Source organism: Nostoc piscinale CENA21 (genome assembly GCF_001298445.1).
GTDB lineage: Bacteria > Cyanobacteriota > Cyanobacteriia > Cyanobacteriales > Nostocaceae > Nostoc_B > Nostoc_B piscinale_A.
Window position 1 is genome coordinate 4478393 of record NZ_CP012036.1, and the last position, 20521, is coordinate 4498913.

The 20521-nt window shown below is 40.4% G+C and carries 13 protein-coding genes and 1 pseudogene; 6 read left to right on the top strand and 8 right to left on the bottom strand.

What is annotated here, in order from left to right; genetic code table 11:
- Positions 1-11 precede the first annotated feature (11 nt).
- The 5 genes from ACX27_RS19365 to ACX27_RS31050 all read right to left on the bottom strand — a co-directional run bounded on the left by ACX27_RS19365 (position 12) and on the right by ACX27_RS31050 (position 10803).
- Positions 12-3236, bottom strand: a complete 3225-nt coding sequence (locus ACX27_RS19365) for a WD40 repeat domain-containing protein (protein ID WP_235526267.1) — start codon at positions 3234-3236, stop codon at positions 12-14.
- Positions 3217-4710 (bottom strand): CHAT domain-containing protein, encoded by a 1494-nt coding sequence (locus ACX27_RS32700; RefSeq protein ID WP_083468780.1) that lies wholly within the window; start codon positions 4708-4710, stop codon positions 3217-3219. The genes ACX27_RS19365 and ACX27_RS32700 overlap by 20 nt, the downstream gene beginning before the upstream one ends.
- Positions 4711-4914: 204 nt before the next feature.
- Positions 4915-6609: a precorrin-3B C(17)-methyltransferase gene (gene cobJ, locus ACX27_RS19370; protein WP_062295033.1), complete on the bottom strand. Its 1695-nt coding sequence runs from the start codon at positions 6607-6609 to the stop codon at positions 4915-4917.
- 289 nt (positions 6610-6898) lie between these two features.
- Positions 6899-7270, bottom strand: a complete 372-nt coding sequence (locus ACX27_RS19375) for a hypothetical protein (protein WP_062295034.1) — start codon at positions 7268-7270, stop codon at positions 6899-6901.
- A 347-nt stretch (positions 7271-7617) separates the two neighbouring features.
- A complete protein-coding gene (locus ACX27_RS31050; RefSeq protein WP_083468781.1) occupies positions 7618-10803 on the bottom strand; it encodes a Calx-beta domain-containing protein in 3186 nt (1061 codons plus the stop codon).
- Between the two features lie 733 nt (positions 10804-11536).
- On the opposite strand from ACX27_RS31050, the gene ACX27_RS19385 reads away from it, so the two are divergent.
- Together ACX27_RS19385 and ACX27_RS19390 are read left to right on the top strand one after the other, a co-directional pair.
- Positions 11537-11926, top strand: a complete 390-nt coding sequence (locus ACX27_RS19385) for a hypothetical protein (protein ID WP_062295035.1) — start codon at positions 11537-11539, stop codon at positions 11924-11926.
- Positions 11927-12500: 574 nt separating this feature from the next.
- Positions 12501-14877: pseudogene (locus ACX27_RS19390) on the top strand (WD40 repeat domain-containing protein).
- Here the strand turns inward: ACX27_RS19390 and ACX27_RS19395 are convergent.
- Positions 14855-15412 (bottom strand): Uma2 family endonuclease, encoded by a 558-nt coding sequence (locus ACX27_RS19395; protein ID WP_062295036.1) that lies wholly within the window; start codon positions 15410-15412, stop codon positions 14855-14857. The pseudogene ACX27_RS19390 and the gene ACX27_RS19395 overlap by 23 nt on opposite strands.
- Before the next feature lie 772 nt (positions 15413-16184).
- Between ACX27_RS19395 and ACX27_RS19400 the strand changes: the two genes are divergently transcribed.
- Positions 16185-16550, top strand: coding sequence for a Mo-dependent nitrogenase C-terminal domain-containing protein (locus ACX27_RS19400; RefSeq protein ID WP_062295037.1), 366 nt, complete (start codon positions 16185-16187; stop codon positions 16548-16550).
- 22 nt (positions 16551-16572) lie between these two features.
- Positions 16573-16845, top strand: coding sequence for a cupin domain-containing protein (locus ACX27_RS19405; RefSeq protein WP_062295038.1), 273 nt, complete (start codon positions 16573-16575; stop codon positions 16843-16845).
- Between the two features lie 191 nt (positions 16846-17036).
- Here ACX27_RS19405 and psaK read toward each other — a convergent pair whose 3' ends face one another.
- Both psaK and ACX27_RS19415 read right to left on the bottom strand, forming a co-directional pair.
- Entirely contained in the window at positions 17037-17297 is a 261-nt protein-coding gene (gene psaK / locus ACX27_RS19410; RefSeq protein WP_062295039.1) for a photosystem I reaction center subunit PsaK, read from the bottom strand.
- A gap of 228 nt (positions 17298-17525) precedes the next feature.
- On the bottom strand, positions 17526-18416 hold the full coding sequence (locus tag ACX27_RS19415) for a serine O-acetyltransferase (protein WP_235526268.1): 891 nt from the start codon (positions 18414-18416) through the stop codon (positions 17526-17528).
- A gap of 48 nt (positions 18417-18464) precedes the next feature.
- Here ACX27_RS19415 and ACX27_RS19420 point away from each other — a divergent pair, with 48 nt between their 5' ends.
- A complete protein-coding gene (locus ACX27_RS19420) occupies positions 18465-20189 on the top strand; it encodes an ABC transporter ATP-binding protein (RefSeq protein WP_062295040.1) in 1725 nt (574 codons plus the stop codon).
- A 6-nt stretch (positions 20190-20195) separates the two neighbouring features.
- Complete coding sequence (locus tag ACX27_RS19425) at positions 20196-20375, top strand: DUF6887 family protein (RefSeq protein ID WP_062295041.1); 180 nt, start codon at positions 20196-20198, stop codon at positions 20373-20375.
- Positions 20376-20521: the final 146 nt, after the last annotated feature.

Sequence of the window (20521 nt, forward strand, 5' to 3'; positions counted from 1 at the left end):
TAATACATAGTTTATTGAGGTTTGCTGATACCGTCGCAGAGATGGCGATCGCTTTCTTCTACCCACTCGCTATTTTTGAGATAATCTCGCGCCAAATCACAAGCATTACCCATTAGAGAATCTAAATCAAAATCCCACAAAATTATGGAATTTCTAGTACCAAAAGCAACAATTTTACCGTTGGGACTAAAGACTATGCTGGAAATTGGATATTGATTTACTGGGGAAACTTCCAGCTGCTTACCCTTTAAATCCCAAAATCTCACAATTCCATAATCGTTTGCTGAAGCTATAATTTGACCATCAGGACTAAAGGCAAGGCTTGTAAAGGAACTTTGATCTCCTTGAAAAGTTCGCAATAATGTGCCGTTTAAATCCCACAGTTTCACCGTTTTGTCATTGCTTGCTGAAGCAATAGTCTTACCATCAGAACTAAAGGCTACGCTATTGACAAAATCTTGATGTCCTGAGAAAGTTTGCAATAATGTGCCGTTTAAATCCCAAAGTTTTACCGTTTTGTCATTACTTGCTGAAGTAATAGTCTTACCATCAGGACTAAAGGCTACGCTATTGACAAAATCTTGATGTCCTGAGAAAGTTTGCAATAATGTGCCGTTTAAATCCCAAAGTTTCACGGTATTGTCATTACTTGCTGAAGTAATAGTCTTACCATCAGGACTAAATGCTACGCTATTAACCAAAGTTTGATGTCTTAAAGTTTGCAATAGTGTGCCGTTTAAATCCCAAAGTTCTACATCTCCACGAGCCAAAGCAATAGTTTTACCATCAGGACTAAAGGCCATACTAGAGGACGTAAAGTTGAAAGTTGGCAAAAACTGACTCTTAAAATTCCACAGTTTCACGGTATTGTCACCACCAGCAGAAGCAATAGTTTTACCGTCAGGACTAAACACTACACTTTCAACCCAAGCTTGATGTCCTTTTAAAGTTTGCAATAATGTGCCGTTTAAAGCCCAAAGTTTCACGGTATTGTCACGACCAGCAGAAGCAATGGTTGTACCATCAGGACTAAACACTACGCTATTAACTGAATTTTGATGTCCTTGAAAGGTTTGCAGTACGTTGCCGTTTAAATCCCAAAGTTTTACGGTTTTGTCGTGACTTGCAGATGCAATGATTTTACCGTCAGGACTAAAGGCCACACTTTTAATCGGTACTCTTTCTTGATGTCCTTTAAAGGTTTGTAATTCCTTACCGCTTAAATCCCAAAGTTTCACGGTACTGTCATAACTAGCAGAAGCAATAGTTTGGCCATTTGGACTAAAGGCCAAACTTAGAACTGAATTTTGATGTCCTTTAAAAGTTTGCAGTAGGTTGCCGTTTAAATCCCAAAGTTTTATTGTTTGGTCATTACCACCAGAAGCAATGATTTGACCGTCGGGACTAAAGACTACGCTATAGACACCATATTGATGTCCTTTGAAAGTTTGCAGTAGGTTGCCGTTTAAATCCCAAAGTTTTATTGTTTGGTCATCACTAGCAGAAGCAATAGTTTTACCATCAGGACTAAAAACAACGCTGTTGACTTTATCTTGATGTCCTTGGAAGGTTTTTAAGAGTTTACCTTTTGTATCCCAAAGTCTCACGTTTGTGTCCAAACTAGCAGAAGCAATGATTTGACCATCGGGACTAAAAGCTATGCTTGTCAGCCCATTTTGCTCCTGAAAACTGTTGCGTTGTTGACTCAGATAAACTAATTTTTGTAAAGCCGCTAAAACTAGGGGTTTAGTAACTTTGTATTCTTTAAAAATTTTGCCTGCCCTAATTCCTTCTGTAAGTGCTTCCAATTCTTTATGGGAATCAAACAGTGCTAAAGAATATTGACTGATGGCCTCAGCTTTAGTAATTTCTGCTTCTCGCTTTTGAGACCAAGCCATCAGCCCTAAACTAGCACTAATAATCACAGCCACAACTGCGCCACCAGCAACTCCCCAAGCAGTTCTAATTTCTCGACGGCGATGGGCTTCTTTTTCTGCTTCCTGGCGCTGGCGCAATTCTACACAAGCATTGACGTAGTTAGCTTCAAGTTGATTGAGAAATCCTGCTTGCTTACTTAACACCTGGGCATCATCTAACCTACCGCCACGATGCACCAAATAATTGTCATCTTTTTGTTGCCTCTCCCAATCTAACGCCGCTTGACGAATAGTTTCTCTTAATTGTAAATTTGTGCGGTTTTCATCCAACCAATTCAGCAATCTCGGCCAGTAACGAATTAATGCTTCGTGGGCGACTTCCACTTCTTCTTTATTTGTGGAACTATCAATACTGGTAACTACCAGTCTTGCACCTTCCCCAGCTAACCGATTGACTAATTCTTTAATTGATGTGAGTGTACTACCCGTGGGAACTAATTCATCTAACCACACCCTGCGCCTTGTATCGCGGCGGATATCTCCTTGAATCATGCTGTCATCTAGGCGAGTTAAGCGGATGAAAATATTTTTAACTTGCTCTTGTTCCGACAGTGATAGGGTATTGTAAACATCATCGGCAGTTTGAGCGATCGCCATTCTCACACTACCAATTGTTTCATACTCCCCCGACTGCAACCATCTACCATGTCGTCGCTTCCATAACTCTAGCAGTGCGTGTTGCAACAATGGCATTGCCCCCGGTTCACCTTGAACATCATCAAGAATGGTATTGCTTAACCCTGGTTCAAACCGCAAACCTACCTGTGCAGCTTGCATTTCCATTGCTTTTCGCAATTCCGCACCATCCATTGGCGCAATCAGTTTTTGTCGGGCTTCCATGAGTTCTTTCAACTCACGGTAAGGGGCGCATTCTCCCCAAAAGTCTGCCCGCATGGTAATTACAACTTTTTGCTGTTGAGTTAAGGTTAAAACTTGCGCGATAAATTCTCGGCGTTCAGTTTCATCATTACAGAGGGTAAAGAGTTCCTCAAACTGGTCAATGATTAAAATAGAAGTTTGTTTAACAGTCGTGCTGACAGCAACACCACCTTTGGCTAATTCAATGGCTGTTTCTGGTTTTGGAACCCATTCATTTTCAATATCTAACAAAGACAACGAGTCAACTAAAGGTGCAGGTTGTTGATTTTCTCCTCCCGCAAGAGTCGCTTGCAATTGGGCAAGTGGGTTATTACTGGGTGTCATATATGACACCACTAAATTATGTTGTTTTTCTTGTAATGCAGGAATCAGCCCTGCTAGTACCACTGATGATTTACCACTACCAGAAGCACCTAACACAGCTAAAAAAATTATGTTCTGTTAGTTTTTCATTGAGTTGAATAATTAATTGTTCTCGCCCAAAGAAAAACTCGCGGTTTTCTTCGCGGAAAGGATACAAGCCCAAGAAAGGACAATGAGAATTATAAGTAGGTGGTTGCTGACCTAAAGCCAAGGCGTTAAAACTCAGGTCAATTATTTCTTCACAAAGTGTATTGACTGCTGTTAAAGCTTGTTCCCGTTCTTCACGGGCTGATTTGCTTAAGGCGTTGATATCTGCACCTAAACTATTACCTAATTTCTGGGCTAGTTCTGCAAATCTTGGGTGTAGTGCTGGGGCGCGTTCTGATAATAATTGCTCAAATTGTTCTAAAGCATACCCAATTTCGGCGTTCGTCAAATCTCTATCTAGTTGGTCACTAAATAAAGGTCGTCCACCCAGGCGACTAAATAAAGCGGGGACAGTGACATCACCTCGCTCTGCGAGTCCGGCTAAGGCTTCGTGTAATGCTGAGTCTACTTCCCCAGATTGACGTAATTGTTCGTAAAATTTTGTACCTAATGCTAAGGCGGTTTTGACTGTGACTTTCTCTGTCATGGCGATAACTGCCGGCATTCCTAAATCTCGGACTAGTCTTTGTCCTAAACCACCTAACCCGGCTTCGGCTTCTCTACTGGCGCTTTCGCAGGTAGATAAAAAGATAAAGTGTGGTAGACTTTTGGCTCCTGTTAATGAGCGTAGTCTGTCGATTAAACGTGTTCCTGTGACTGGTTCTACTTGATTATTTTCCTTCACCCAGTAAAGGACTGTTTCGCCGTTGTCGATGACTCGACTATGACTGATGATGTGCAGTAATGTATACTGCTTGGTTCTATCGGTTAAGTGTTTACAGAGTTCATCTATGGTTGGTTCGCCAATTGCGTCTGGGACTGTGGCTAACACGTCTGATGGTATTTCGCCCAAAGCTTGACGCACACATGAAACGGCGGCTGCGACATCAAAGGGTTCTAGACTAAATCGCCCAATTTGTTCGGGACTGGCGACTAAGATTAAGGCGCGTAAGTCTCTGCGACCAATGGGAGGGAAACGACGGTCTGTAATTGCTGGAATATAAAAGGAAAAGGGTGTGCGCTGTTCTAATGTTAATAGCCGCCAACCGTCATCAATTTTGCCGCAGAGTCTTTCCCATTTTAAGGTTCGTAGTTCTAAATCTTCGGCTTCGATAAATAATAAGACTCGCAAGGCTGTGTGACAGTTGTGCAAAGCCCGGACAAAGGCATCTCGAATTTCTTCTTTAAACAGTGCTTTTCCGAGATATGTGCCGTATTCTAGGGGTTGTCCCAGTAAGCTGGTGAGTTTTTGTAAGTCTTCTGCTGTGAGTTCGAGGGTTCCTTCCGAACGCGATGATAGTAGTTCACCCTGTCGGCTGTGTTCTACTACTATCGGCCAGTTTTTGCCTAGTTTGCGCTGGATGTTTATCTCGAATGTGTTCATCTTTGGTTGTTTGTGAGTCTATGAAATGAAGCATCTTACCTCTTGCTGATTAATAGCCAAGGGTTGTTTGATGGTTATTTCGGTTTCAAACTCGAACCACTAGCTTTAGTAGCAAGTGCTACATACTTGCTACATAATAGCTATATACAAATAAACTAAAGTCCAGTATATACACTTAAAACGCAAATATGATTCTGGCTGAAATTACTGGGCATATCGACGCGGCGTATAAACTGAGACACTGCCATCACTGCGTTGAATAGTCCTGGTTTGGCTAGAACCGACAATAATCACTGTTCGCATATCGGCGACATCTGGTGTTAATTGCTCAAGCGAAATCACCTTGATTGTTTGTCCTGGTCTGCCCAAATTTCTGCCTAATACTACGGGGGTGTTTGGTGTGCGATATCGCAGTAATATATCTCTAGTGGCTGCAAGTTGCCAAGTACGGTCTTTAGAGACAGGGTTGTAAAAGGCGATCGCAAAATCTCCTCCAGCCGCCGCCGCAATTCTTTGTTCGATAATTGACCAGGGTTTCAAAATATCTGATAGTGAAATCGCGCAGAAGTCATGCCCCAAAGGTGCGCCTACTGCTGCGGCGGCTGCTTGCATTGCAGAGATGCCCGGTGCAACGTGAATTTCGATACTGTCCCATTCTGGTTTGGGATGACGGTCGAGGACTTCAAACACCGCCGCCGCCATTGCATAAATCCCAGGATCACCAGAGGACACCACAGCGACATACTTACCTGTAGCCGCCAAATCTAGCGCCATTGTAGCTCGCGCTATTTCCTCGCGGTTATCAGACTCATGGCGTTGCTTCCCATCAGCCAAAGACCCAACTAAATCAAGATAAGTTTTGTAACCTACAAGGTCGGTCGCCAACCTGAGAATTTCTTTGACTTCTGGAGACATCCACTGTGCTGCACCAGGGCCAGTGCCAATAATGGCTAACTTACCCCGTGGCTGACCGATGGTGTTGGGGTCAAGGGGTGCGGGTGCAATAGCTAGAGCGATGTCAGCAGATGTCGTTGGGATGAGTTGACCACCTGTGACAGCCAAAGCCATTGCTTGTGGGCTTTCCCATTGGTTTTGGGTAAAAAAGCGTGTAGGTACATCAAACGCATCAGCGATATTGTGGATTTCTGAATGAGCAGCAATGCTAAGAGGCGCAAAGATTCCAGCGATAGAGGCAGGTGCAACTTCAGCATCGGTTAGTAGTTGCTTAACTGTAGCTAAATTAACATTAGGTTGAGTGATGGCGATCGCTACCGTTTGGGGATGATAAACAAGACAATTAGCTGTAGAATCTACCAGCCGTTCTGTAACTTTAATAGTCAATTCGCCTTCAGCATCAATCGGCAATTGACTATTACTCAACCAAGGTGCAGTTCCCTCTAATTTAACTCGCGCTCCCGCCAACAAATCAGAAATAAAAGTTTTCGCATCATCTGGGTTAGCTAAATGATAACCAGCAGGAGGCGATAACAACGCCGTGCGAAACCGAATATCCCCGGTAGTTGTAATTGCAGCTTTAACATCCAATACCTCAGCAATGCGGCGTGCTAAATCATTGACTCCACTTAACCCACCCAATAAAGGGACTACCGCACTACCATCTTCCGCCACAGCCAATACTGGCGGTTCTTGACGTTTATCAGAAATCAAAGAAGCTAAGGTTCTAATCAGAATACCAGCAGCACAAATACCAATCACAGGTGTTCCCGCAGCAAACAACTCGCGCAACGTCTCGCCAAAATTGCTAAAACTAACATCAACACCAGAAGTTCGTCCTGCTAAACCGTATAATCTTGCTCCTGGCAAGACGCTCATCATTTTACGGGCTATTGCCACACTATTTTGACCCAACACTACAACAGCAGGTGCAACCTTGATCATGAGACTTCTGGAATTTGAATAGATATTGTGCAAAGTTTATATCTTTCAAATCAAACCACAGATATTTTGACTTGGGCAATAACCTATAGAAATTCGGTTTGATTGCCGAACTTACTTATGTAGTCAGGGAGTAAGGAGTAAGAAAGAAGGCTTATTTGGGTGTATTGATTTTTTTCCAAAATCAAATATGAGTTCACTATTAAGCACTGAACACTAGCCAAATTTTTAGGAAATATACAAATATTCAACACCCTTGAACCTGAATTTAATTAACAACAATCAATCAAAACTAACCGCATTGTGTAGTAGTGTATGGTTTCACAACATTAGGCACAATATGTTTCTGTCCGGCAAATTCTCTGCCATAATAACCATCATCAAAACCACGGCTAAATTCTCCGCCAGCAGTACGTGGCCTGTAAGCATTTCCTCTTTGAGCTTGTGCTTGTCCTTGACGATAACCATCAGCATAAGCCTGGGGATGATAAGCAGGATCTTCATCCACTATCCATTTAGTAATCGGATAACAGTAGTATGATGAATGCCTATAATATGGATAATGGCGATAGTAACGTCTATGAGCTTCGGCAGACTGAGTGTTAACTAAAAGCCCAGTAATAGTAGCTAACGTTAATAGACTCAATGCCATAATATTTTTCATTGTTTGAGCCTCAAAACTTCTCTATTCCAGATACTTTTAATGTATCGTTGAGAAGATTGAAGCGACATCTTTTAAAAGGATGTTTGCAACATTTCGATACCAATAGGACTTACGCACCGAAATTATCTGTGAAGAATGGATGTAGGGGCAAAAGCGTTTTGGATACATACACTGCCCATGTCCCTACACTCTATACCTGCCCAAACTCATGATTTTACGCGCTTTCCGCGTAGGTGGTCACTGAGCCTGTCCAAGTGATTAATTTTAAAGTTTCTAGTTGGGCTTTAGCCCTTGATTTAAGCGATAAATCGCAACTACGAACCCCTCATATTTAATGCGATAGACTACTAGGCAACTAAAATAAAATCGCTGCTAGTCAGAGTAATATCATTATTGCCTAAACGAGCAAACTCAAACACTGTTCCTGTACCCAAGATATTACCATCTTGGTTATAGAATAAGCTGCCAGTACTTTGGCTATAAACAATCCGCGCACTACTAGCGTTGACAAACTCATCATCTGTAACAACTGCAAAGTCTGTTAAAGTCTGTCCCACACTATTAGTAATAGCCTTGAAAGTATTTTTACTCAGCACAATCTTATCTTGGAGGACTTCAAAATTGCTAATATAGTCAACGCCTAAGCTGGCAGTGAAAGCGCCATCAGCTTGGAACAAATATTTATCCTTACCAACGCCTCCGGTCAGCATATCATCACCTAGTCCGCCCCAAAGTGTATCATCGCCTGCTAACCCTTGGAGTTGGTCATTACCATTACCACCAGTCAAAAAGTTATTCAGTGCATTACCAGTCAAACGGTCATTACCTGTACCACCAATGACGTTTTCAATGACGTTGTTGGCAGAGAGTATGAGTTTGAGGTTGCTATTAACTGTCTGTGTTGTAGTGATTCCTAAATTGATATTACTAGCAAGAGTGGTTTCCCGGAGGTCAATAGTATCAATTCCGCCTGTGGTTGCTTCCACAATCTTATCAGTACCTAAAAGAGTCGTGGCTGTGAACACGTAGGTATCATTGCCATCCCCACCTGTTAGGGTGTTATTGGCACTATTACCTCTGAGAATATTGTTACCTGCATTTCCTGTACCGTTGATTGCGGCTGTGCCTGTGAGGGTGAGGTTTTCGACATTCGTTGCTAGGGTTGTAGTTACAGAACTAACCAGAGTATCGGTAATAGTTGTAGTGACACTTGCAGTTGTACCTAGAGTGGCATTGGTAGGCGATTTCAGGCTTAAAATTAAGGTCTTGTTTGCTTCGTTGACAGAATCATTGAGAATGGGAATATTGATAACTTGACTGGTGACACCTGGGTTAAAAGTCAAAGTTCCCGTGGTGGCAGTATAATCTGAACCTGCGATCGCTGAACCATTAGCAGTAGCATATTGAACGGTGATAGTTTGGCTACTGGCATTAGAAAGCGTAACATTGTAAGTCACGGTTTGCGGGTTAGTGTTACCTTCAACAACAGTCTGGCTGGCACTGAGGTTAATTTTCGGCTGCAAATCATCATTAACAATGGTTCCCGTGATGGGTGTTGTTGTGTTAATGGTGTAACCACTACCAACCGCTAAAGTTAAAACAACGGTTTCATTAGTTTCAAAAGTGGTATCTGCTGTGGGATCAATAGTGAGTGTGGCTGTATTTGCACCAGCAGCAAAAGTAATTGTGCCTGTTGTAGGGGTGAAACTGGTCGCACCCAATTGACTATAGTCGCTGTTAAATATTGCCGTACCGCCAACACTGTAGTTAACTGTCAACGCATTGGTGGTGCTACCGCTTCTGGTGAAGGTGTAAACTAAATTGCTGCTGCCATCTTCGTTAACGCTACTCGATGATAAGGCCAGACTGACAGTTGGATTATTAATAATAGTGCCACTGATGAAATACTGACCCAAACTGCCGTAATCTGTGTAGCCAGTAGAAAGTGGATCTCCTTTGCCGACACCATCAATAGCTAAATAATAAGTTCCGGCTGTGACTGTGGTGGCGATCGCAGCTGATAATAAGTCAGTGGGATTAGACGATGCAATTAGAGTCCCAGCAGAATTATATAGCTTTGCCAATATATCGAGGTTGGGGCCGCGACTCACAGGATCAATTGTCAAATTAATCGCACCTGCACCAGTAACAAAACTATAAAAATCCACATCTGTGTTGCGCTCAATAATGCCACTACCACTGACAGATGTACCAGAAACAGTTAATGATTTTGCTGTGGCAATTGTGTTACCAGCATCGTCGGCTCGGTAGCCAAAACCATTGTAAGTAGTAATAATTTGCAAATCATCTTCAGTATTACTCGCAGAAGCATACTCACCTTTACTCCACTGAGTTAAGTTTTGGTAATACCCTGAACCCATAATTCCAGCCCAGCCAGTAACACCGCTACCCTGTCCCCGATAGTATTCTTCTGCGGGGTTAATTCTGCCATCATGTTCCAGTCCCAAAGTGTGACCTACTTCATGGGAAATCGCTTCAGCAACATATTTTTCGTCATCATATAGAGTGTCACTAAATATAAAGGCTGGAGTATCATTATTCCAATTGAATGAATCAAGGTAGGCTACTCCTCCAGCCCCACTAGCATACCAGTCATTACTGCTACCACCAATCACAACCCGCACACCCCAGCGAGTATCAGTAGAACCACTCTTAATCAAGTCATTAATATCTGTTGGTGCTTGGGTTGTAACGTTGACATTAAACGGGCTGAAATCCTCAGCGACACGTTGCCAAATATACTGAATTCGTTCCAGTTCCGCCGAACTAAAAGATGCTGTATTGCCATCAAAATCAAAAGCTGGAGTGACAATGTTAGCCCCACCTTGATAATCTGTGTTCCAGTAAGTCCCAGAAGTGGTATGTCCATTGAAATCTAAATAAATTGTCTGGTTGGCTCCAGCTAAACTATTCAAGAAGAAAGTCTTGGATAAATCTAAAACACCTGATGTTGCTTGGGCTACTGATGACGGTTGCGCGTTGACTAAATTTAAATTGACTGGCGCAAGCATACAAGAAGAACAACTGCAAATTTGAGCATGTGCCTTACTGCCTTGAAGAGCTTGCAGCAGACTAGGTTGCAGGATAGATGTAGGTGCTAGGTTGGTTAAGCTATTATTAAGAACTAAATCAGCAAAAATCGCCCCTTTATCGCTAGAAGTGTCTGTTGCTTGAACCGCACCATGAATAAAATTGCCAATTTCTGTTAATAAAACAGCTTTGATTGCTGCTGGTGTCGCTGTATTAACAAAGCTTTCAGACAAATAAATTTTGTTAGTACTACCAACATAACCTGTCTGATTATCATCAAAAACACTATTACTAATAATTTCGATTTCTGGAAATTGACTAAAATCTCCAGCTTGCCATTGAGAACGCAAAATATTGGCAGCAGTATGGTTATATTGATTGCCAAAAACAGTTTCAAACAGATTCCAAAAGTTTTTTAAATCAGAAAAATTGCTGAGTTGAGTGTATGTTAATGAGAGAGCCGAATTCAAAATATTATTCATAAAATTAAGACCTACGCAACTATCACAAGCGATAGGAAACTGAAGTTTGACTATTGCTTGTCAAAGTTGCGTGAGTCGGAACTACATGATTAAAAGCATCTATGAATCAGTTATTTTTGGCATAACAATTGCAAACTCAATATGAAGAAATTACAAAACAAATTTTAAACTACGGATGTATTTTGCTACATTCTAATACTGCCAAAATCTGCTTACCTGAGTTTATCTACTATTATTTTTCTGCTGATTAACAGATGATGATGTTATTAATTTTTGGCAAGATTTAAATAAATCTACCGAATTTTCCAGGTCTGAGGTGCAAAATTGCAGCAGAGTTAATTTATTTCATTACTTTCAACGAGTCATTGCCTAAAATGAGGAGTATGATTTTGGTGTAATTCAGTCAGTATAAAAAACTAGCTTAGGTAAAAATACAGTTCAACTAGTGAGGTTTAGGTAAAGTGAGATCAAAGTAAGCAAAATTGCAAAAATAAATCTGGTGCAGATAAGCAGAATTAGCCACCGATATTTTCCAATTGAATTCTGTATAAATAGCAGATGAATAACTAGGTTTAAAACCCCCGCTAAATATGAAATTTAGCTGTTTACAATCAGCGGTATGTCTTTTTTACCTACCCTTTTGTTCTGATTTCTGAATTCTTCATTCAGGTACTTAGTTGAGGTAAATGCGTCACAGTTAATCATTATTACTGATGAATATTAGGAGGCACGAATGAAAAACGCAATTATTACTAAAACACTCATAACATCAGTTAGTTTGTTAGCTTTGTTTGCACCAAGCCAAGCATCAGCTCAACTAGTACCTCAGCCTTGGGTATCTGTTGGTAGCAAAGAGGGTGATGTAACTTATGCAGTAGGCGCGAGAGCTTTAAATTTGGGTGTGGAAGTGGGGAATGGCCCTGACGGTGCAACGGGAGTAGATGTGTTGAAGTTTATCAATTTACCAGTGATTTCTCCTTATGTTGGTGTGGGATTATATTCTCAAGATAAGGGTGTAGCTGTTTCTGGTGGTGTTCAAGTGGGTGCAACAAAAAATGTGTTCGTGGGGGCTGGTTATAATTCTGTGAGAGGTTTGAATGGGCAGTTAGGAATTAGATTTTAATTATTTCGGGCAATATGGGGTATTTTTTTAGTAAAATACTTTCTAAAAGTGGAAGATATAGACATCATCTTTGATTTTCGCCAAATACTTAGGCATCTGTAAGGTGGGCATTGACTAATAGATTATTAGTTAATCAAGAGTTGTGATGATTATGCCCACATTCATTACTATTTATTGCTGCTTGATTATGCCAAAAATCAGCCGTTTTTAATTATTTAAGTCTGATTTATTGCTAGAATATTAATACAAATCCTAATTATAACACAAAGCTTGAATTTCTTAGGTTTTTGAAAATTTGGATAGGAATTGATTTACTTAGGTTTCTGACTATTTTAAAATTGAATTAAGGCGGCGATCGCTAGACAAAATTTCCTGGCAATTCTACTATGATGCTCGGTAATTGGCCAGGGAGTTAAAAATTTAATTTCTGGGCAAATATGATCCCGCTCAATAGTAGGATGGCTTATAGCGATTATTTTAAGTGATGAATTGCAGCAGTATTTTATAACAAACTGCTGCACACACGTATTTCCTATCTCAAGATTAATGTTATTTATCTAACAGGCATCCCTTTATGGAACAAGGGTTAAGGTTACTTATCCAACTCGTACTAGAGTTTGCACCTGTAGTTGTCAATCTAGTACAAAAAAGAACAACAGAAGGTTTGACGACAACAAATTCTCAAATACCCCAATTTATCGAAGAAGTTATTGAATTTGTCAATATTACAACTAATAGTAAAAGTGCCGAAGATGAATTTCATCAAGAAAAAATATTGCAACAGCAATTAGCTGTTTATCAACGAGAAACACAATTACAAATAGCACAACAGCAAAGAGATACGTCTCTTCAGTTACCCGAAGTTAATAAAGTTTTAGATAGCTGGCCGTTAAGATTATATCCTTCGCAAATTTTAGAGACTCGGAATACAAGGACAAATATTCCCCTAAAAATTTTTCTAGCTCCTCCCCAAATTAAGTTTGATCAATTTGATTGTCATCCTGAAGAGATTTCGGAAGTTGAAAGAATTTTAGCCGAAGGTATCCGAGAATTTATTAATACCAATTATTCTTTGCATCACCCAACAAGACCAACAGAATTTTTAGCAGGCGCTTGGGATAGTAAACGTTTTCATAGTGAATCTAGTATTAAAGCTTTGTTTAGTCTGTTAAAGACAGAGCCAATTTTAATTTTAGAATCAGACCATGATGGGGATTATTTAAATTTTCGCATTGCTTATTGGGGTTTAGGGCAAGAAAATTATTTTTATAAAACTATCTCACGTTTACCATATAAAGAGATTTTACAAGAGTTTGCTAAAAGTCGGGCTTTAGAGTGGAAAAATATTAGAGATGAATTAATTAATTTAGGGGAAGACTTAGAAGAAATTAATCAATTAGGTGGTGATAATGTTCATAATTTAGCTCTTTTAGAAAAGACTGAGAAATGGCAAGCTAAAGGTATTGATATTAGTAAGTTATCTTTGAAATACCAAATAAATCAGCAGGATATTGCTAAGTTTTGTCAGGTATTAATTACTTGTCATTGTTTAGTTGCGGCTTGGGTAGCAGATGCTTATCACTTAGTCCATCATGATGTACCGCCATTATTACCGGAGTTATTACCTAGTTTTCTCAAAGATAAACTTGATTTGCCCACTGTACAGGCAATGTCAGAAGATAATATTTTGCAGGTGTATGCCGCAGGTTATCAGCAAGTTTATCAAGCTCTGGCAAAAGAGCGTCGATATTGGGTTCCGGAATTGGCTTTGCAATTAGCCCAGAGTTTATCACATTTACCCGATCGCACCTGGGCAGCAGAACAAGTAGATTATTCCATCAACACTTGGCTGGAATTACGTCAAGTTGTAACTCAGGCATTTCCCAATGCTCTAGAAGCGATGCAATCTGCCATCAAAATCGAAGATGAGGAATATATCTACAAACTACAGGAATATTTTATCGCAGTGGGCGATCGCCAAAGTGTTGCCTCTATAGAAAAAATTTTACAAGCGATCGCCACCCTTAAACAAAAAACGCCACCTCGAATCTCCCGAACTTATTTACACCTTAACTGGTCATTCCGGTAAAGTTGCATCTGTGGCTATTAGTCCCGATGGCGAAACTGTAGTGAGTGGTTGTGCAGACCAAACCATTAATATCTGGAATTTGCAAACCGGCAAACAAATCAGAACTATCTCCGGTAATTTAGGTGAAGTTTCATCGGTGGCTATTAGTCCCGATGGCAATTTTTTAGCGGTGGGGAGTTGTCAACATCCCAAAAGTAACGTCACAGTTTGGCATTTACAAACTGGTCAGTTAATTCACACTTTATTAGGGCATCAAAGACCAGTCAACGTCGTTAATATTAGTCCAGATGGGCAGATTCTCGCTAGTGGCAGTAATAAAATTAAAATCTGGAATCTACACAAAGGCGATCGCATTTGTACACTTTGGCATTCTTCATCTGTTCATGCTGTAGCCATCAGTCCTGATGGTAGCATTCTCGCCAGTGGTAGTTCCGATAGCAAAATCAGACTGTGGAACCCCCATACAGGCGATCCCCTCCGCACACTCATAGGTCATACAGGCGAAGTAAAATCAATTGTCATGAGTTTGGATGGACAACTGCTGTTTAGTGGGAGTGCGGATACAACGATTAAGATTTGGCATTTACTGACAGGTAAACTGTTGCAGACTCTCAACGGTCACTCAGATGAAGTGAAATCAATTGCCTTGAGTCCTGATGGTAAACTGTTATTTAGTGGTAGTAGCGATCGTACAATTCAGATTTGGCGAATTGCTACCAACGAAATTCTCTACACCCTCACCGGACATTCAGGAACCATCAATTCCCTCGCCCTCAGCCCCAATGGTAAGTTTCTTGTCAGTGGTAGTTCTGATAAAACCATCAAAATTTGGCAACTGACTACTCAAGAGTTAACCAGCTAAAAACTTGCTCAACAGTTAAAGTTAAATCAATATTGCTGAGAATTGGGAGTTGGGCTGTACCTGTCAGCATCTCAACTCGTTGGTTAGGAAAGATAGTCAAAATGTTCGCTTCATCTGGAAAAATCAACCAACCTAGTTCTGTGCCATTTTGGGAACAATGCAATAGTTTATTGAGAACGTTTCCAAAGCTTTGGTCGGGAGAGAGAATTTCTATAGCCCAGTCAGGATAAGTTTCAAAGCGGTTAGCAATTCTACCTGATGGTTCACGGGGAATGCGTTCCCAGCGAAACACAGAAATATCAGGAACTATCGCAGCACCTCCAAACACACAACGCAGTTCCGGGAAAGCTAGGGCAATTTTGGAAGTTTCAGCCACCGCATTAACAGTGGCGACAAGTTTACCTTGAAGGCGGCTATGTTCTCCTTGGGGCATAGGTTTTTGGCTAATTTTTCCGTTGATATATTCCGAGGCGGGTTTAGTTTCGGGGCGTTGTAGGAATTCTGCTAAAGTGCTGGACTGGACTACTGTAGTCATCGTTGTTCTTTGCTAAATTCTCTTACCTCTATTTTGCCTATAGCTGTATCAGAATATTTGGGGAATGTACTATTTCTTAGTGTTGTTCACAGCAAACTCAAGCAAATTATTTAAATGTTTTGTAAAGATAGCATGAAGATTTTACCCTGTGAGTATTTATCTTGATTCTAAATACAGCAGTTCTTCAGCATTTCAAAAGTAGAAATATGCTGTAATTTACGTCCCTGATGTTCTGTTTGGTTACTTACGCAACATTATTAGTCTCTGCTTATCAAAGGATTTTGAGTAACTAATTAAATAGGATTTGGGGTTACTTATGTAGCCTACATAACAATTTATTTGATACTCCATATCCTAAAATCATTTAGCTTTAGAAGCTAATTCCTGAGAAGTCTAGCTAAAGTCAGAATATTACTGCGCTTTGGCTCGCCAAATTCAATCTACGGATACTATACAGTTTCCGAACGTATCATCTAAATTGAATATATGAAATTGCTATTTCCGGTATCAGCAATCAATAAGTTAAAAAAATCCCACTTTTATCTTTTCTTTGTTATTTTGTAGTTAACGGGACAGTTCTCCACCATACGGTGGGTTTAAATATCAATTAAGTCAACGTTTCCCCGCATTTTGTAAACCAAATAAGCATTTTGTGCTTACAGAAACTTATGTCTGCAAGCGCCACATATCTTACTGGGATAAATTGCGTGGATAGACTTAAATGTGCAACCTACCTATTAGTGTATTAACCTCAAAAAAATTACTAACGATTATGCCTAAAACCACTACCTTATCTATTATTTTTCCTGCTTTCATTCAACCTGAAACTTTAGAGCAGCCTGCAAAATTAGCGAACAAAAATTTCTTAGGTAAATCTCGTTATGATGTTCTGCAACCGTTACGTCAATGGTTAGATGAACTCGAAATTCAAAATCGCAAACTAGCACACTTTATCGCTAAATTGATCCCTGCCCAATGTCCTTTTGAGCGCGATATTGTGTTGTTCGGTCGCACCATAGCCCACATTCCCCCTATGTGCAAACTGAACCCCCTTTATGACCAATTTGTTGGCTTGCGTTTTCGTGCTTTGTGTTATTTAGTAGATCAGTGTGGCGAAGATATTCAGTCCTACTGTTAAACGCAAACTGAGAACACAAAATATGGAAATTAAAATTGAGCATCAACCCAGTCAAGAATATCTAAAAAATTTGGGTGTGTTCACATGGGAGATTTGGGAAAAGGAAGTATCCCAATTTCCCTGGACTTACGATACTGAAGAGACTTGCTATTTTTTGACAGGTGATGTCATTGTTACGCCGGATGGCGGACAACCAATACAAATGGGTAAGGGAGATTTGGTAACTTTTCCGGCTGGGATGTCCTGTACTTGGGAAATTATCAGCGACGTAAGAAAGCATTATTACTTTTCTTAATATTGAGTGCTGAGTGAGATATTCTATCGCTACATCTCTGCGCCCTCTGCGTGAGATAAATCATCCTGCAATTAAGCAACGCCCAGTCTTGACTTATTCTTGCAGATACGAAAGAGCCAGAAATCCTAATTTCTAGCTCCAAGCGTTGAGACAAAACAATATAGAACTAAAGGCAAACTGAGGCAGAAAACTTAGAATCTACCCAGATTATGCAATCCTAAGATGATACCTACGCCTAGAATGTGGCCAAAGGCTGTAGTGGCTAGTAGTGCAGGTAAACCAAAACCACCAAAGAATTTTGATTCGGGTAACGCTGGCTCGGAACTAGGATATTTAATGCTAGATTTGCCAAAGGCAATGGCGATGATGTTAGCAACAATCATGATAAGGCCGATCGCGGGACTCCATTGTAGAGGGGCAGTGGCAGCAGCCAGTAAAGTGGAAGTCAGCACTAGATTTTGCTCCTGAATGTGTGAATGATTAGAAAATATCATCGGGAAATCTAGGAAGATTATTCAAGAAAATTCCCCGTTTTGCAGCAATATTTAACAGTTATTTTCAAACCTTAATATAAACAACTATCTGTTTGTGGCTACTGATAGTTGGGCAGTAGGAGTTAATTGTTATCAGTATTAATTCAGAATGTGATTGATCATACCCATCTTAATTACTGTAATAATTTACAGTTTTTCTGCTACTTTGATACCATTTCTTTTAATAATAGTTGCGGGGATTCCCACAACTACACAATCACTAGGTACATCTTTAACAACAACGGCATTTGCGCCAATTGTGACATTATCACCTATCTGAATATTACCTAATACTTTAGCTCCGGCTGTAATGCGAACATTGTTACCAATTTTGGGACGACCTGATTTATCTTTATATCCAATTGTTACTTGTTGGTTGATCCAACATTGTTCACCTATATCTGCCATAATAATTGTGCTGAATCCATGTTGGATAAATAACCCAGCACCTATACAACAAGAAGAATCTAAGAACAGTGAAGTACATTCGGGGTAAAGCACTTTGAGCAAATACATCGCAATTCTACCGTTGAGATTGCCTTTAAATAGTCGGTAGTAGTATAAATTTCTAAACTCTGGAGTTTTATATGCTAAAACCAGCAATTGCATCCATAAATTGTCCTGTGGCAAACCTAACACTTCACTCCATCGTTTTATGTCCGCAGTAATAATTTCTTTCTCTGTGGTTAATAAAAATGGTATTAATAATGGTGAGAACCAGAGAATTATCAAGTTATAAATTGCTTGCTGAATCAAATTTTTCATAAAATCTACCAAATAATTATCAGTGGATGGTTGGTGATATTTTGATTTTATGCAGGTGTTGTACTGAGAACTAAAACTGCTAGATGCAATGTATCCGATAAAACTGGTAATGGCAATATTTGCGGAAGTGGTAGCGTGTAGATGCGAATATAGTTCGGTTAATGCTTTAATCTTTTGAATATCTCTGTAGCGAGATAATAACTCTGTTTTCACAGGTAAGGGATCTGAAAAGCGGCGATCGCTTTTAAAATGAGGTGAATTGCAACTACACAAAATTTGATAGCGTCAAATAGAGTAAAATCACATTCTGGAAGTCATAGCTTGAAGAACCGTTCTAATTACTGGCAACTACTGCCATATATCAAACCTCAATGGGCAAATATTATCAAAGGCTTGATCGGCATTATCGGATATGTGCTGGCGACACTGACGTTAATTAATCTTGCAGGTAAATTAGCCGCACCTTTTGGACAAGGTAATGTAGTAGCGATCGCCCAACTAGCCGGTATTTGTGCTTTGGTGTTTCTGGTGCGTGGCTTTTTTCAGTCTGTGCAAGATATCTACATGGCGAAAGTGGCTTTAAGAGTTGCTTATGGTCTCCGCAAGCAAGTATATAGCCATTTACAAAAATTAGATTTGAGCTATTTTGAAACAGCCAAAACAGGTGATTTAGCTTACCGCCTCACAGAAGATATTGACAGGGTTGGGGAAGTTGTCAATAAATTGCTACACGACTTTATTCCCTGTGTGTTGCAATTGATTGCCATCCCCATATATATGATTTATTTGAATTGGCAACTTACACTCGCCACAATTGTGATTGCACCATTAATGGGGGTGTTAATTGGGTGGTTTGGCGAAAGACTACGTATCTATTCCCTGAAAAGTCAAAATCGCGTGTCGGGTTTATCAGCGATTTTGACAGAAGTTTTTAGTGGTATTCGGCTTATCCAAGCTTTTGCAGCCGAAAATTATGAAATCGCTCGTTTTGGTTATGAAGCCGAACGTTCTTTAAAAGCCAAGTATTCCGCCGAACGTCTCAAAGCCATTCAAATTCCCATCATCGGTTTTTTAGAAGCTTTGAGTGCTTTATCTTTGTTAATGGTGGGGGCGTGGCAAATTTATCAGCGTAATCTAACAGTAGGGGATTTTTTCAGTTACTTAGCTGCGGCAGCACTGCTAATTGACCCCATAGGACACACCACGACAAATTATAATGAGTTTAAGCAAGGGGAAGCTTCAGTAGACCGAGTGTTTGAATTAATGGCAATTCAACCAAGGGTAATAGAAAAAACAATTGCGATCGCCTTGCCCCCAGTCAAAGGTAAAGTAGAATATCGCCACATTTCCTTTGCCTACAAACCCGGTGAACCCGTCCTGCAAGATATTAGTTTACTAGCATTACCCGGAGAAGCGATCGCCCTGGTGGGTGCTTCCGGTGCAGGAAAAACCACCTTCGTCAATCTCCTCCCCCGCTTTTATGATCCCAATGCTGGGCAAGTTTTGGTTGATGATGTTGATATTCGGGATGTCAAATTACATAGTTTGCGGCGACAAATTGGCATTGTTCCCCAAGAAACAGTGATATTTTCAGGAACAATTGCCCAAAATATTGCCTTTGGTCAAGATAATTTTGATATGGATGCAGTCATAGCAGCCGCGAAAATTGCTAACGCTCATCAATTTATTGCTCAGTTACCAGAAGGTTATCAAACTTGGGTAGGGGAACGGGGCGTAAATTTATCAGGTGGACAACGCCAAAGAATTGCGATCGCCCGTGCTGTACTGCTGAACCCGCAGATATTAATATTAGATGAGGCGACATCTGCATTAGATTCAGAGTCGGAAGCTTTGGTACAAGAAGCCCTAGAAAGATTGATGCAGAACCGGACAGTATTTATTATTGCCCATCGGTTGAGTACAGTGAGGCGGTGCGATCGCATTTTGGTTTTAGAAAAAGGGCAAATTATGGAATCTGGCAATCATGAAGAGTTATTAAGGCTGGAAGGTCGCTATGCTAGATTTTATGCCCAGCAATTTAGTTAGGGATTTATGAATCAACCGCAGACGAATTTTGAGCAGATGACTACTAAGCAGCTAAGAGCTTATATCCTGGCTCACAGAGATGATGAAGACGCATTACACGCAATGGCTCTACGTCTGCGGAATCAAGGAAAAACAAGCACAGTGGAAGAATATTTAGAACATTTAGAGCATAAAATCACTGAATAGCTTGGTTATATCATGTCCGCTTGATTACTTACAAAAACCGAAGAACCCCACCCCGCCACAGCTACGCTATGTCTCCCCTCCCCGTCAACGGGTAGGGGTTAGGGATGGGGTGCAAAGATTGTGGGAATCACAACTAATTAACCGGA

What these genes read in the sequence shown, in the direction of transcription:
- ACX27_RS32700 (WP_083468780.1), bottom strand. Translation starts at nt 4,710, where the DNA reads ATGAACACATTCGAGATAAACATCCAGCGCAAACTAGGCAAAAACTGG.
- cobJ (WP_062295033.1), bottom strand. Translation starts at nt 6,609, where the DNA reads ATGATCAAGGTTGCACCTGCTGTTGTAGTGTTGGGTCAAAATAGTGTG.
- ACX27_RS19375 (WP_062295034.1), bottom strand. Translation starts at nt 7,270, where the DNA reads ATGAAAAATATTATGGCATTGAGTCTATTAACGTTAGCTACTATTACT.
- ACX27_RS31050 (WP_083468781.1), bottom strand. Translation starts at nt 10,803, where the DNA reads ATGAATAATATTTTGAATTCGGCTCTCTCATTAACATACACTCAACTC.
- ACX27_RS19385 (WP_062295035.1), top strand. Translation starts at nt 11,537, where the DNA reads ATGAAAAACGCAATTATTACTAAAACACTCATAACATCAGTTAGTTTG.
- ACX27_RS19395 (WP_062295036.1), bottom strand. Translation starts at nt 15,412, where the DNA reads ATGACTACAGTAGTCCAGTCCAGCACTTTAGCAGAATTCCTACAACGC.
- ACX27_RS19400 (WP_062295037.1), top strand. Translation starts at nt 16,185, where the DNA reads ATGCCTAAAACCACTACCTTATCTATTATTTTTCCTGCTTTCATTCAA.
- ACX27_RS19405 (WP_062295038.1), top strand. Translation starts at nt 16,573, where the DNA reads ATGGAAATTAAAATTGAGCATCAACCCAGTCAAGAATATCTAAAAAAT.
- ACX27_RS19425 (WP_062295041.1), top strand. Translation starts at nt 20,196, where the DNA reads ATGAATCAACCGCAGACGAATTTTGAGCAGATGACTACTAAGCAGCTA.